The sequence below is a fragment of the Clostridium nigeriense genome (assembly GCF_900086595.1).
Classification (GTDB): domain Bacteria; phylum Bacillota; class Clostridia; order Clostridiales; family Clostridiaceae; genus Clostridium; species Clostridium nigeriense.
Genome location: NZ_LT575472.1, coordinates 3,089,525 through 3,104,778 on the forward strand (window position 1 = coordinate 3,089,525; position 15,254 = coordinate 3,104,778).

The following is a 15,254-nucleotide window of genomic DNA, read 5'->3' on the forward strand; positions in this document are numbered from 1 at the left end:
TATTATTTTATACTTATTTTTATAATTAATCAAGACAGAAGATTAAGAACTAATCTTTCATTTAAAAATTAAAAATACCGTATATTATATTTGATATAATACGGTATTTTTATTATTTATATTTAATTCTATCTTTGTAATACTTTGAAATTGTTTCTATATCTAAATTAATCTTAATACACTTATTTTTGTTTTTTACAAACTACTATATATCTATGTTCAAAACTTTCTATATATCCTTTAATATTTATATCTTCATTTAATTTACATAGTTTATTAAAACAATTTTCAACAGAAAAATCAGGGAATTCCCACTCAATAACTTTAGCAAAATAAACAATTGCTCCAACATCTTTAAATCGTAGATAAGGAAAATATTCGTTAGCATATAAAACTTCAAATAAACTATTCTCTAAGTTTTTTAAGGTATTATCTAAAGTATTCTCTGCATATAATGGATTAAAATTATCTATTAACGCTTTAGATAATATCTCATTATTCTTTCCTCCTACTTGTTGAGTAATAAAAATTCCTTCAGGCTTTAGTATTCTCTCTACTTCTTTAATATCAAAAGACTCATGTCTATTAATAATTATATCAAAAGTATTATCTTCAAAAGGTAATTCAGAATCATTAAATACCTGTTTCACTTCAATTCCAAGTGGTTCTAATTTTTGTTTGCATAATTCAACATTAGGTATCCACATTTCTGTAACAGATGTATTACTATAAGGATGATTAAGTGATAATAAAAATTCTCCACCGCCAGTTCCCATGTCTAATATTTTATAATCTGGTTTTAAATATTTCTTTAATATGACCTCATAATTCCAAGGTAATTCTTCATCATCCCATCTATTTTCTAAGTAAGAGAAATCCCACCCCTTAAATGTAGCCTGTTCTTCTTTTTTCCATAACTCTTTTAATTTACTATAATTCATAACTGTCCCTCTTTTCATATATTTTTATCAATAGAAAATTGGTGCAGTTTGCTGATAGTATATATATATATATATATTTATTCTTGGTACAATCTACTATCAGTTATTATAACTGCACCAAGTAGTTAATTCGTTCTTTTCTCATATAGAGATTTCACCCACTTCCAACTTAATACTTCGCTAATTTAATAAACAACTAACTAGTTTAATGAGTATATTCTTATTAAATAATACGGTATTTTAGCAATTTAATATTTAATTTTATTTTCGTAATATTTCTTAATCCATTATTAATCCAATTCTATTAGTTTAAATTATTAAAATTCTCGAAATCTATTATTTCTTCTTCATTATTTGAATTATTATTCTTTACTAGTAATAAGAATGATAATATTCCTATAACTCCAATTACTATAAATACAACGTAGACTAATATGTTCAAGAAATAATCTCCAATCAAATAAGATACTATCGTAGCTACTAAATTATTTACTATATGCATTGTAATAGCTGGCCATAATGATTTTGTCTTGTAGGTAACATACCCAAAAATTAACCCTAAAAATGTTGCGTATAAACCTTGTACTAAATTTCCATGAAAAACACCAAATAAAATAGCTTGAATGATAATTGTCCACTTAATTGATATTTTTTTATTTAAGGTATTGTAAATAACACCTCTAAATAAAAACTCTTCAGCTATTGGTGCTATTACTCCTACAGTAATTATTGAAAGTATTATACTTCCTTGACTAAGTGGGGCTAGTATTTCATTCATATACTCAAATTGACTCGAAAAAAGACCTACCTCTTCAACTATGCTTAATAATCCTGAATTAAATAACCAACATGAAACTCCTAAAATAATTGCAAATATAATATTTAAGTTACTTGTTTTTCTAAGTTTCAACTCCTCTTTGTATTCTCTTTTTTTAATTTTATAAATTAAAATTAAAACTAATATAGTTGCTATTGATGAAATTAAAAGAAATACGTTAGTTAGACCTGCTGCGAAATTAATTAAGTTATCAAAATTTCCATCTAAGGCATTTACCCCATTATTAGATTGATTAAACTCTGTTACCACATAATAAACTCCAACAACTATTCCCCCTATTATAGAGATTACTAGTTGAATTCCTACTGTTAAAAGTAAATAACCTATTGCAGCAAAAAATACTTTTACTTTTTCCTTCATATAACTCTCCTTTTTACTAATAAATTCTCATATTAATTATATATCATTTTTACTTTTTATGCCATTATTTATAATTGATTTCCAAATTTTATATACCTCTTATTAATATTTCTAGTTAATTTCTTATATAAACTCATTATTCCTATATGTTTTTTAATAAATAATCATAAAATACATCTTTTACCTTAGTTATGGCTTTATTTTTTCTTAACCTTAGTTTAAAATTATATATATTATTTAATATTTGATTTAAAAGTAAATAAATAGTATATAACTATATATAACAATAACGATAATTTGTATAGGAGAGGTTTGCATATGTCAAATGAAAACATGTCATCTAATTTTATTAGAAATATAATTATTGAAGATTTAGAAAACAAAAAGCATGATGAAATAATAACTCGTTTTCCACCTGAACCAAATGGATACTTACATATTGGTCATGCTAAATCCATAGTTTTAAACTCTGGTCTTGCAGAAGAATTTAAAGGTAAATTTAATTTAAGATTCGACGATACTAATCCAACTAAAGAAGATACTGAATATGTTGAATCAATTAAAGAAGATGTTAAATGGCTAGGCGGAAACTGGGATAACATATATTTCGCTTCTAACTATTTCGACATAATGTATGATAAAGCAAAGCTTTTAATAAAAAAGGGATTAGCTTATGTTTGTGAGTTAACTCCAGAGGAAATAAGAGAGTATAGAGGTACTTTAACTGAACCTGGAAAAGAAAGCCCTTATAGAAATAGATCAGTTGAAGAAAATCTAGATTTATTAGAAAGAATGAAAAATGGTGAGTTTGAAGATGGTTCTAAGGTACTAAGAGCTAAAATTGATATGACTTCTCCTAACATAAATATGAGAGATCCTATTATATATAGAATTGCACATGCTACTCATCACAATACAGGAGATAAGTGGTGCATTTATCCTATGTATGATTTTGCTCATCCACTTGAAGATGCCATAGAGGGAATAACTCATTCAATTTGTACTTTAGAATTTGAAGATCATAGACCTCTTTATGATTGGTTTGTAAGAGAATGTGAAATGGAAAGCACTCCAAGACAAATTGAATTTGCTAGACTTAATATGACTAATACTGTTATGAGTAAGAGAAAACTAAAACAATTAGTTGATGAAAATGTAGTTGATGGATGGGATGATCCAAGAATGCCTACAGTATCTGGATTAAGAAGAAGAGGATACACCCCTGAAGCTATTAGAAATTTCTGTAGTGCAATTGGAGTATCAAAGGCTAATTCACTAGTAGACTCCCAAATGCTTGAGTATTTCATAAGAGAAGATTTACAACTTAAAGCAAATGCAGCTATGGCTGTTATTAGACCTTTAAAAGTTGTAATTACTAACTATCCAGAAGGTCAAACTGAAATGCTATCAGTTCCAAACAATGCAAAGAACGAATCTGCTGGTACAAGAGAAGTTCCTTNAATAAACAACTAACTAGTTTAATGAGTATATTCTTATTAAATAATACGGTATTTTAGCAATTTAATATTTAATTTTATTTTCGTAATATTTCTTAATCCATTATTAATCCAATTCTATTAGTTTAAATTATTAAAATTCTCGAAATCTATTATTTCTTCTTCATTATTTGAATTATTATTCTTTACTAGTAATAAGAATGATAATATTCCTATAACTCCAATTACTATAAATACAACGTAGACTAATATGTTCAAGAAATAATCTCCAATCAAATAAGATACTATCGTAGCTACTAAATTATTTACTATATGCATTGTAATAGCTGGCCATAATGATTTTGTCTTGTAGGTAACATACCCAAAAATTAACCCTAAAAATGTTGCGTATAAACCTTGTACTAAATTTCCATGAAAAACACCAAATAAAATAGCTTGAATGATAATTGTCCACTTAATTGATATTTTTTTATTTAAGGTATTGTAAATAACACCTCTAAATAAAAACTCTTCAGCTATTGGTGCTATTACTCCTACAGTAATTATTGAAAGTATTATACTTCCTTGACTAAGTGGGGCTAGTATTTCATTCATATACTCAAATTGACTCGAAAAAAGACCTACCTCTTCAACTATGCTTAATAATCCTGAATTAAATAACCAACATGAAACTCCTAAAATAATTGCAAATATAATATTTAAGTTACTTGTTTTTCTAAGTTTCAACTCCTCTTTGTATTCTCTTTTTTTAATTTTATAAATTAAAATTAAAACTAATATAGTTGCTATTGATGAAATTAAAAGAAATACGTTAGTTAGACCTGCTGCGAAATTAATTAAGTTATCAAAATTTCCATCTAAGGCATTTACCCCATTATTAGATTGATTAAACTCTGTTACCACATAATAAACTCCAACAACTATTCCCCCTATTATAGAGATTACTAGTTGAATTCCTACTGTTAAAAGTAAATAACCTATTGCAGCAAAAAATACTTTTACTTTTTCCTTCATATAACTCTCCTTTTTACTAATAAATTCTCATATTAATTATATATCATTTTTACTTTTTATGCCATTATTTATAATTGATTTCCAAATTTTATATACCTCTTATTAATATTTCTAGTTAATTTCTTATATAAACTCATTATTCCTATATGTTTTTTAATAAATAATCATAAAATACATCTTTTACCTTAGTTATGGCTTTATTTTTTCTTAACCTTAGTTTAAAATTATATATATTATTTAATATTTGATTTAAAAGTAAATAAATAGTATATAACTATATATAACAATAACGATAATTTGTATAGGAGAGGTTTGCATATGTCAAATGAAAACATGTCATCTAATTTTATTAGAAATATAATTATTGAAGATTTAGAAAACAAAAAGCATGATGAAATAATAACTCGTTTTCCACCTGAACCAAATGGATACTTACATATTGGTCATGCTAAATCCATAGTTTTAAACTCTGGTCTTGCAGAAGAATTTAAAGGTAAATTTAATTTAAGATTCGACGATACTAATCCAACTAAAGAAGATACTGAATATGTTGAATCAATTAAAGAAGATGTTAAATGGCTAGGCGGAAACTGGGATAACATATATTTCGCTTCTAACTATTTCGACATAATGTATGATAAAGCAAAGCTTTTAATAAAAAAGGGATTAGCTTATGTTTGTGAGTTAACTCCAGAGGAAATAAGAGAGTATAGAGGTACTTTAACTGAACCTGGAAAAGAAAGCCCTTATAGAAATAGATCAGTTGAAGAAAATCTAGATTTATTAGAAAGAATGAAAAATGGTGAGTTTGAAGATGGTTCTAAGGTACTAAGAGCTAAAATTGATATGACTTCTCCTAACATAAATATGAGAGATCCTATTATATATAGAATTGCACATGCTACTCATCACAATACAGGAGATAAGTGGTGCATTTATCCTATGTATGATTTTGCTCATCCACTTGAAGATGCCATAGAGGGAATAACTCATTCAATTTGTACTTTAGAATTTGAAGATCATAGACCTCTTTATGATTGGTTTGTAAGAGAATGTGAAATGGAAAGCACTCCAAGACAAATTGAATTTGCTAGACTTAATATGACTAATACTGTTATGAGTAAGAGAAAACTAAAACAATTAGTTGATGAAAATGTAGTTGATGGATGGGATGATCCAAGAATGCCTACAGTATCTGGATTAAGAAGAAGAGGATACACCCCTGAAGCTATTAGAAATTTCTGTAGTGCAATTGGAGTATCAAAGGCTAATTCACTAGTAGACTCCCAAATGCTTGAGTATTTCATAAGAGAAGATTTACAACTTAAAGCAAATGCAGCTATGGCTGTTATTAGACCTTTAAAAGTTGTAATTACTAACTATCCAGAAGGTCAAACTGAAATGCTATCAGTTCCAAACAATGCAAAGAACGAATCTGCTGGTACAAGAGAAGTTCCTTTCTCAAGAGAAATTTATATAGAGCAAGATGACTTTATGGAAGTTCCTGTTAAGAAATACTTTAGACTATTCCCAGGAAATGAAGTAAGATTAATAGGTGCTTACTTTATTAAATGTAATGATGTTATTAAAGATGAAAATGGCAACGTAGTTGAATTACACTGTACTTATGATCCTGAAACTAAGAGTGGTTCTGGATTTACTGGAAGAAAGGTTAAAGGAACTATTCACTGGGTAGATGCTAAAACTGCAAAACCTGCTGAATTTAGACTTTATGAACCTTTAATATTAGATGATGCTCCTGAAAATGAAGGTAAGCATTTCTTAGAGCAAATAAATCCTAACTCATTAGAAGTTTTAGAAGGATATATCGAAGATACTACTGCTAAAGTAGCAAAACCACAAGACAAATTCCAACTTGTAAGAAATGGTTTCTTTAATGTTGATCCTAAATATACTACTGACGATAAATTAGTATTTAATAGAATAGTATCATTAAAGAGCTCGTTTAAGATTAATAATTAAGAATTAAAAATGAAAAATTATGGATGTAATTTGTTCCAAATTACTATAAATAATTTTATAGAAGGATGTTTTTTCAACATCCTTCTATTTTTTATACTAACCAGTCAAATTTATATTGAAATATCTTTTATAAAGTTATAAAATGTTTATGTATTTTAACATTTTACATAATAGGAGGCATTTATGAATAATTTTATAACTATTTTAATATTAACAGTTGTTGGTGGTCTTATAGGATGGATAACTAATATACTTGCTATAAAGCTTTTATTTAGACCAATTACCCCAATTAAAATCCCTATTTTAAACATAGAAATTCTAGGCTTAATTCCTAAGAGAAAAAATGAAATAGCCGCTAATATAGGTGAAGTTATTTCTAATGAACTACTTTCAATAGATGATATATTAGATCAAGCATTAACCAATTCAAATGGAGAAAACTTCAATTCTTATATAATAGAAAAAATTAAAAATATAATAAATGAAAAACTAAATATTATTCCAATGCCATTTAGAATGATGGCTGCTCCTTATATTGATGACATTTTAAATAAAGAAGTTCCGAGTGCAATTGATGAAATTAGTGATGATTTATTAGTTAAGGCTAAAGAAAATGTTGATATTCAAAAAATTATTGAAGAAAAAATTAATGAATTAGACTTAGAAAAGTTAGAAGATATAATAATTAAAGTTGCTAAAAAAGAACTAAAGCATATTGAAATTTTAGGTCTTGTGCTAGGAGCTATAATAGGAGTTCTTCAGGGTATTTTAGTTATTTTCCTTAATTAAAATATTAAATGCATTCTTATCTCCATCTATAGCTAATTCAACATTATTTTTCTTAAGACTTTCTTCTTTAAATTTATTAAATACCCCTATAGGAATAATATTAGATATCCCCATTCTATTTATCCTTCCACATTCACATCGCTATGTTATTTTCCCCTCAATTAATTAGACGTATAACTTCCTTTAAAGGTTCAATTAATTATGTAAATTGTAAAAATATTTATATATATTAAAAAGAGTTGCTTATGCAACTCTTAATTTATTACTTTACTTTTTACTTTTTATTGTATTTTTGATTCTTTGCTTTTCTTGTTGTCTAGCCTTTAATAAATTATATTCTTCTTCTCTTTTAAGCTTCCTATATCTTTCTAGTTTTTCTACATCCAAACTTCCATTTTCTATAGCTTCTCTAATTGCACATTTAGGTTCATTTTTATGAGTACAATCTGAAAATTTGCATTGCTTTTCTAGCTCTTCAATATTACTAAAAGATTTATCTACATCAGCATCAATTAATCCAAGCTCTCTCATTCCTGGAGTATCTATAATTACTCCACCGTCTTCTAATAAGATTAATTCCCTATGAGTAGTTGTGTGCCTTCCTTTATCATTTTCATCAACTGAATTAGTTTTTAATATTTCTTTATTTAATAATTTATTTACAAGAGTAGATTTCCCTACTCCTGATGAACCTATAAATGCTATTGTTGTTCCACTTTTTATATATTCTTTAACTTTATTATATCCGTATCCATTTAAGCTTGAAGTTATTAATATTTCTATACCTATAGCAACTTCTTGGACCTGTTCTAGCTTTTCTTCTATATTTTCACATAGATCAGACTTAGTTAATACTATAACCGGTATTGCCATACTATCCCACGCTACAGCTACATATCTCTCAAGCCTACTTATATTAAAATCATTATTTAATGCCATACAAATAAATATATAATCAATATTTGCTGCAACAATTTGCCTATCAAATCTACTTCCTGCAATCTTTCTTGAAAAATAGCTTTTTCTAGATAATACTTTATGAATTATAGCATCACCATTTTTATTATCTAACCTATCTATCAATACCCAATCTCCAACTACAGGGTAATCTAAAGTACTATTTGAAGAATATGATAATTTACCAGATACCCTTGCAAGCACTTCCCCTTCTTCAGTAAATACTCTATAAATCTCTCTATATTGTACTGAAATTCTTCCTAAATAAAAGTCTTTATTATAAATACTTGCTTCCTTAATGTATCCTTCATTTAACCCTAATTCTAGTAAGTTTTTATTATTCATTTTTCCTCCCGAAATATATCTTATTAGGAAGGATTCTTAATTTATTGCTATACTGTAGTCACCTTCCCATTAACAACAATATAGTTTTTATTTACTCTTACTAAACTCATCATAAAACATCACATCCTTTTAGATAATTAATGGTTAATTTTGTATATAACCACTATATTTATAATATAACAATACTGTTCTTTTTCATACATTTATTTTTATTTTAAATTCTAATCCTAATAAGTTTAATTATTTTTTACTTTTTTATCCAGGTTATACTTATAATCATATATAATATAAATATAACTTGGATATGGGGTGATTAAGTGTTATTAACTACTTTAGTTGAAAATTCAACAATATCAAAAAACTATAAAAATAAACATGGATTATGTATTCATTTAAAAACAGAAAAACATAATATTCTATTCGATTTAGGTCCAGATGATACCTTTATCAAAAATGCAAATAAGTTAAATATTGATATAAAAGCTGTTGATATTGTAATTATATCTCACGGACATAAGGATCATGGTGGAGGATTAGAAACATTTTTAAATTATAATGATAAGGCTAAAATTTATATTAGTAGATATGCATTTGATAATTATTATGCTTCGCTTTTTAAATTTGCAAAAGTATATGTAGGCTTAAATAAAGAACTTAAATTTAATAAAAGAATAGTATTAACCGATGAGTTATATTCAATAGATGATAAGCTTTCATTAGTATCAAATATTACAGGAACTGTATTACTTCCAAAAGGTAATAATAATTTATTATTGAAGGAGAGAGATAATTTTATTCTTGATAAGTTTAAACATGAACAACATTTAATAATACGTAATTCAACTCAAAATATTTTAATTTGTGGTTGTTCTCATTCTGGAATATTGAATATTTTAAAAGAAACTGAAGAAAAATTTGATTTAAAAATTGACCTTGTAATAGGGGGATTGCATTTATTTAACCCTATAAATCGTAGAACTGAAAGTCTAAATTTTATAACCGAATTAGCCTCTGAGCTCTCTAATAGAAACATTAAATTTTTAACATGTCATTGCACTGGATTAAAAGCATATGGAATATTAAAATCAATTTTAGGCACAAACATTCAAACTATAAAAACTGGACAAATTATAAACTTATAGATTAAATGTGCTCTTACTTATCTATATATTTTAAATATATACTCTCATTAAAATATAAGAGCTTCCAAAATAAATTCATTACTTTAACTTTAAAGTTTGTTACTAATAATGAATTTATATTTTGGAAGCTTATTTTAATGTTAATCTCTTTTTATTTGCCAGTAGCATCTTTTTGGTGAATAGATTTTTTCTTCCTTTTTAAGTTTATCCATTACCTTAGATACTTCTTTCTTATCTATACCTGTTTTTTCTGCAACTGCAGTAGCATTCATTGGCTCATCATTTTTTTCAAAACATTCTAATACAACATTATAATTTTCCATGACTTCATCTCCTTTATATATTATTATATTTATTTTACATAATAATCCTAATTAATTTCAACTATTAAATAAAAATTTTTATTCTTTAGTTGTACTATATTTTTTAAATCTCTATATTTGATATTATTATATTCATTAATTTAACCAAGTAATTTCAATAGCGAAAACTAAAACTTTATTTTACTTGTGATATGGTTCACCGTGACTTCGTTCAACCAAAAGTGGAGACAATTTAAAGACTACATCTACGTAGTCTTCAAAAACCATGACCTTCTCTACATATAGAGAAACGAACTTCTTTATTAGTTGCTTATCTCTTTGTTCTAATATATCTTTATGTTCCTTAAATATCTTCTTTAAATAAGAAGCTGTAATTGGTTCTGTTTCTGGATAACTTAATTTAGTCTCTTCAATCTCAATAACTAAACTTTCTTTTTTTTCTTCTAATTTAGATAGCCTGTCCATTAAGCTAGCATGTCTATTTCCTTCTGCAACTGCTAACAAAATATTTTCTATATCCTTTTCTATTTTAGATAATTTATTTTTAGTAAATTTCAATTCATCCTGCATTTGCTTTCCTTTAGCATTTGAAAACTTACTTAACTCTTTTACTAAATAATTTATGGCTCTATCACTGAAAATGACTCTTTCCATCTCTGTTAAAATATATTCTTCTATTATATCTCTTTTTATGCTTTTAGTATGTTCCTTACTTTCCCCTGCTTTTGCAGTACAACGATACATTATATACCTTAACTTTTCTCCATCACTTTTGTAATAAGATATATTACCATTCATTTTTGAGCCGCACTCACCACATTGAATTAGTCCAGATAGTAAATAAGTTTCCTTAGCGTTATAAGTGTTATGAATCCTTTTATTCCTTTCCATAATTCTTTTAACTTCTTCAAAATCTTTTTTATCAATAATAGCTGGCATTCCACCCTCTATTTTAATTATTTGATCTTCATTTTTAGATTTATGAGAGTTTCTTTTTCCATCCACATTCTTTGCTTCTGCTTTATTGTAAGTATAAGTTCCAATGTATTTTTCATTTTTTAATATATCTTTAACTGTAGATACAGTGAACTTGTTTCCCTTTGCAGTCTTTACACCTTTTTTGTTTAATTCATTTACAATATCATTATACCCACTTCCATTGATATAAGATTCATATATAAATCTTATAATTTGCGCCGTTTCATTATTAATTAAATATAATTGTGTTCTAGGGTCAACAGTATATCCTAATGGTGGTAATCCTCCATTATGTCTAGCAGTTCTCGCATTTTCTAAAGAACCCTTCATCACCTCTCTAGCCAGATTTTTTGATTCATACTCAGCCATCCCAACTAATAGAGATTCCATTATCCCACTTTCTGGGCTATCATCTAACTTTTCTAATACACTTAATAGTTTAACATTATTCCTTTGCAATTTATGTTTATATTTAGCTGAATCATACTTATTCCTGCTAAATCTATTTAATTTATGAACAATAACTGCCTCAAATATCTTTTTTCTACTATCCATAATCATTTGCATGAACTCTGGTCTATTATCTTTTGTACCAGACATTGCTCTATCTACATAAGTCTTTACGATTAACATATTATTACTTTTTGCATATTCCCTTATTGCCCTTAACTGAGCATCTATACTTTCCTCCCTTTGATTATCACTACTATACCTTGCATATGCCACAACTCTCATTTTCATTTCATCAACTTCCTTTCTTCTACTGTAACTTTCCTTCCTTTTGTAAAAGGTTATAAAATACCTCTAATATTGGCTCAAACATTTGCTCCATGTAATCTTCATCTATATAAACTTCTTCTAATACCTCTATGCTATTAGATATATAACATCCATTCTCTAAATTATCTCTTGTCACCCTTGTCTTTATTCTATTAAAAGTAAATGTGTCATACATATACTACATCACCTCCAAAACTTAATTTTTAGACAATATACGGATATAAAATCTAAAATCAAATTTTCAGGTGATATTTTTTATATTTTTTTAGCCATTAGCTTTAAATGCTAATGGCTATACTTTTAGTTGTATCTTTTACAGGCAATAATGTGCTTACAAGTTTCTCTATTGTAGTAAAAATACTTGCATGAACAGATATTATTTTCTATGTTTACCCTAAATTTATTTCCTTTTGCTGTTGTTACAATAAATTCTTCATCCTTAATATTTTCAATACTTAATCCTTTAATATCCTCTTCCCATTTTCGTAACAACTTAAATCTGTTATATACTTTGCACGCTTTTCTGTAATTTTCTAGAGTATTATGAGCCTTGTTTTCTTTGCTACTAATATACTTAAATTTTACTGTTCCAATCCTACTTATCATATTTTTTGTATTTTCCAATTCTGCCTTTAAAACTTCTTCTATTTTAGTTACTTTTCTTTTATTTCTAAATATCCTGTTAAGTATATAAATTACAGTAGTGTTATCATTATAAATTTCAATTCCATCTATATCCTGAAGGTTACTCTTCATTAGTTGCCCTAAAGCAAAATTTACAGAAAGCAATTCTAAATATATAGTCTCGTTAACTTTTTTATTATCTTTTATTTTGCCTATATTTATTTCTCTAACATATTTTTTTAAGACCACATTATCTTGTAAAATTATATACCCTATTAAATATCTTGGACTCTCTTTTTTACAGCTTGCATCTGTATTAATCTGCAACATAAAAATCTCCTGTATCATCCTTAATTATTTTTTCAATAGTAACAATTTCATCTCTTTCATCTTTAGCTGCTATTTTTATGCTTATCTCTATTTTCGCCCGTTCAAACTCTAGTTTACTGTCTTTATTAAATAGATTATATAAATCTTGCACTATACTCAAAATCAAATAATTATCTTTATTAAATTCTGTTATTGGTTTATCACTTTTCCTTAATACTCTATACAAAATCTTCATATAGTAATTATTTTCTTCTGTAAAATCTGCAATATCAAAATACTTTATTTCAGTATCTCCCATCCAGCCTCACCTCCCTCCTAACTGGATGATAACGTAAAAAAGCACCCTTGACAGGATGCTTTAAGCGTTGTTAGCGCAATGTTTACAATTTAAATTTCTTATCTACTCTTTTAGCAAATTCATCTTTTAACTTTTGTATGTTATCTACTGTTTTATCTTTTTCTATAATCCTATTTAGTGTTTCTGCAATATCTATACCTAAAGCTGCTGCTTTAAATTCTAAATACTCTTTATTTGTAGGTTTTAAATATAAACTATATTTACTATTTTTCTCAACCAGATTAACTTGACTATTTTCTTTATTAATTATCAACTTATCTTTGCACTTTATACATCTATTTGCAAAATAGAATCCTTGCCTATCTCTAGTAAATACTTTATCTATAATGCTTTCATCATAAGCATCTATAAATTTATTATCACTAATCTTCATAATTGTAAACCAAGTCTTACATTCTACACATTGCATCTGCAACTCTTTAGTTTCAATAGCATATCTATGCCTATTAAATGCTTTAGCAACTAATAGAGGCACATCTACTCTATCTCCATTGTCTCCTATAACATACATAAAATCCTTGCTAAATTTTATAAATTCTTTCTCCATAATACATCTCTCCTTTGATTTAAAAGTTTAGTGCATTATATAGAGTACATATCCTACTTTCAACTTTTAACAATATATTTTAAATAAATATCTAGTTTAAATATATTTCTGTGATGCTTATTCTATAATGACCTAACTCTCTACTTACAATTTTTCTAGCTTGCAAGTCTGTTAATCCCCCTCTAACAAGTTCCGAATATCTGTTTTGACAATAAAAATGGCGTAATCCATGGAATGTTAATTGTTTGTCTCTATCCAATGCAAACTTATCTTGCTTATTATAGATAAACATTTGTATATTTTTTATAACTTTATGGGTTTGCTCTTCTTTTTTAATAAATACTTTCTCACCTCTTTGGGTATTATCATATAACTTTCGTATTAGAAAAATATCTCTTACGGGTACATCTCTTACTAATCCTCCCTTACCTTTAATAGATATCTTCTTCTCTTGTAATCCTTGTCTTAGGTGATTTTTATCTAATCTACAAATTTCATGTAGCCTAAGTCCTAATTGACTACTTAATCTCACCATATCTCCATATCTCTCTTGTCCTACATCACTTGCATATCTTACAAATCCTTCTATCTCCATAGGTGACCAAGCCTTATTATCTCCTATTCTTTCTTCTTTACTTCTACTAATTACACCTAATTTATTATTAGTTGGCAATTTACTACTATCTCCTCCATTCTGATCAATAAAAAATCTTATTGATGAAAGATTTGTAGTTGCATAAGATGTAGAGTATCCCATATCCTGTAAAAATTCTACATATGCATATAAATGTTTAGGCTTTATATTATTTAGATTCTGCTTTTTAAATGCATCTGCCATAAATTTTGCAAAGTTTTTCACACCATCCGCATATCTCTCCCTAGTTTTAAAAGATCCTTGATTACAATGTATAAAAACTTTCTCTATTTGTACACATAAGTTATCATAAATATTTTGTGTTTTTTCATCTAGTTCCCAATCATATTTATCAATATTTTTTCTCATATACATCATCTCCTTTAATAACTTAAAGACAGTATACATACTTCTTACCTATTATCAAATTGTTGTATAAGATTTTTATAAAAACTTGACCAAAATTTTTACTCATTATTTTGTTTCATTAAATTTTCAGACAAGTTGTTCTGCTTATCCCTCACCGGATAAGGATTTACAGCCCTGCTGCAAATCGTCTCAGTAAATGTACTGAGACGATTTGCTATGTACATAAAAACTCTGGTTAGTAATAAGCCCGTATACTTACCTTTGCAAGCGTATCTATATTCATAAATATTGATACAACGGATTGAAGTATTCTCACCATAGGTGCTACTATAAAAGCTAACACTTCTAAATAATTATTAATTCCTATTTATAATCTATAATAATCCCTTTTTATCAAAGAGTTGTTCTGTTTAATTTTTCAAAACAAGTTTCACTAAACAATAATTTAATACCTTTTTAAAACAAAAAAATACCTTTAAATATAG

Annotated in this window: 15 protein-coding genes and 1 pseudogene; 4 read left to right on the plus strand and 12 right to left on the minus strand. The window is 26.7% G+C overall.

Annotated elements, in window-relative coordinates; translation table 11 throughout:
- Positions 1-182: 182 nt before the first annotated feature.
- Both BN6774_RS14535 and BN6774_RS14540 read right to left on the minus strand, forming a co-directional pair.
- Positions 183-941, minus strand: coding sequence for a class I SAM-dependent methyltransferase (locus tag BN6774_RS14535; protein WP_066895034.1), 759 nt, complete (start codon positions 939-941; stop codon positions 183-185).
- Positions 942-1,245: 304 nt separating this feature from the next.
- Positions 1,246-2,139 (minus strand): CPBP family intramembrane glutamic endopeptidase, encoded by an 894-nt coding sequence (locus BN6774_RS14540; protein ID WP_066895036.1) that lies wholly within the window; start codon positions 2,137-2,139, stop codon positions 1,246-1,248.
- A gap of 318 nt (positions 2,140-2,457) precedes the next feature.
- Between BN6774_RS14540 and glnS the strand changes: the two are divergent.
- A pseudogene (glnS, locus tag BN6774_RS14545) lies at positions 2,458-3,594 on the plus strand (glutamine--tRNA ligase); the annotation flags it as partial.
- Between the two features lie 122 nt (positions 3,595-3,716).
- On the opposite strand, the gene BN6774_RS14550 reads toward glnS, so the two are convergent.
- A complete protein-coding gene (locus BN6774_RS14550) occupies positions 3,717-4,610 on the minus strand; it encodes a CPBP family intramembrane glutamic endopeptidase (protein ID WP_066895036.1) in 894 nt (297 codons plus the stop codon).
- Between the two features lie 318 nt (positions 4,611-4,928).
- Between BN6774_RS14550 and BN6774_RS14555 the strand changes: the two genes are divergently transcribed.
- Entirely contained in the window at positions 4,929-6,593 is a 1,665-nt protein-coding gene (locus BN6774_RS14555) for a glutamine--tRNA ligase/YqeY domain fusion protein (RefSeq protein ID WP_066895038.1), read from the plus strand.
- 183 nt (positions 6,594-6,776) lie between these two features.
- The gene (locus BN6774_RS14560; RefSeq protein WP_066895040.1) at positions 6,777-7,382 is read left to right on the plus strand and encodes a DUF445 domain-containing protein; all 606 of its coding nucleotides are present in this window, start codon (positions 6,777-6,779) and stop codon (positions 7,380-7,382) included.
- On the opposite strand, the gene BN6774_RS19005 is transcribed toward BN6774_RS14560, so the two are convergent.
- Positions 7,362-7,496 carry a hypothetical protein gene (locus tag BN6774_RS19005; RefSeq protein ID WP_268873150.1) on the minus strand — a complete coding sequence of 45 codons (135 nt, stop codon included), beginning with the start codon at positions 7,494-7,496 and terminating at the stop codon, positions 7,362-7,364. The genes BN6774_RS14560 and BN6774_RS19005 overlap by 21 nt on opposite strands.
- 153 nt (positions 7,497-7,649) lie before the next feature.
- A complete protein-coding gene (gene rsgA / locus BN6774_RS14565) occupies positions 7,650-8,684 on the minus strand; it encodes a ribosome small subunit-dependent GTPase A (protein WP_066895042.1) in 1,035 nt (344 codons plus the stop codon).
- 317 nt (positions 8,685-9,001) lie between these two features.
- Between rsgA and BN6774_RS14570 the strand changes: the two genes are divergently transcribed.
- A complete protein-coding gene (locus tag BN6774_RS14570; RefSeq protein ID WP_066895044.1) occupies positions 9,002-9,826 on the plus strand; it encodes an MBL fold metallo-hydrolase in 825 nt (274 codons plus the stop codon).
- Between the two features lie 140 nt (positions 9,827-9,966).
- Here the strand turns inward: BN6774_RS14570 and BN6774_RS14575 are convergent, their stop codons facing one another.
- The 7 genes from BN6774_RS14575 to BN6774_RS14605 form a co-directional block, all read right to left on the minus strand.
- A complete protein-coding gene (locus BN6774_RS14575; RefSeq protein WP_066895046.1) occupies positions 9,967-10,149 on the minus strand; it encodes a helix-turn-helix domain-containing protein in 183 nt (60 codons plus the stop codon).
- 180 nt (positions 10,150-10,329) lie between these two features.
- Entirely contained in the window at positions 10,330-11,868 is a 1,539-nt protein-coding gene (locus BN6774_RS14580) for a recombinase family protein (protein ID WP_084767049.1), read from the minus strand.
- A 19-nt stretch (positions 11,869-11,887) separates the two neighbouring features.
- Positions 11,888-12,082, minus strand: coding sequence for a hypothetical protein (locus tag BN6774_RS14585; RefSeq protein ID WP_066895048.1), 195 nt, complete (start codon positions 12,080-12,082; stop codon positions 11,888-11,890).
- Between the two features lie 125 nt (positions 12,083-12,207).
- Positions 12,208-12,861, minus strand: a complete 654-nt coding sequence (locus BN6774_RS14590) for an SWIM zinc finger family protein (RefSeq protein WP_066895050.1) — start codon at positions 12,859-12,861, stop codon at positions 12,208-12,210.
- The gene (locus BN6774_RS14595; protein WP_066895052.1) at positions 12,848-13,159 is read right to left on the minus strand and encodes a hypothetical protein; all 312 of its coding nucleotides are present in this window, start codon (positions 13,157-13,159) and stop codon (positions 12,848-12,850) included. The genes BN6774_RS14590 and BN6774_RS14595 overlap by 14 nt, the downstream gene beginning before the upstream one ends.
- Positions 13,160-13,241: 82 nt before the next feature.
- On the minus strand, positions 13,242-13,766 hold the full coding sequence (locus BN6774_RS14600; protein WP_066895054.1) for a hypothetical protein: 525 nt from the start codon (positions 13,764-13,766) through the stop codon (positions 13,242-13,244).
- Positions 13,767-13,857: 91 nt separating this feature from the next.
- Complete coding sequence (locus tag BN6774_RS14605; RefSeq protein ID WP_066895056.1) at positions 13,858-14,769, minus strand: tyrosine-type recombinase/integrase; 912 nt, start codon at positions 14,767-14,769, stop codon at positions 13,858-13,860.
- Positions 14,770-15,254: the final 485 nt, after the last annotated feature.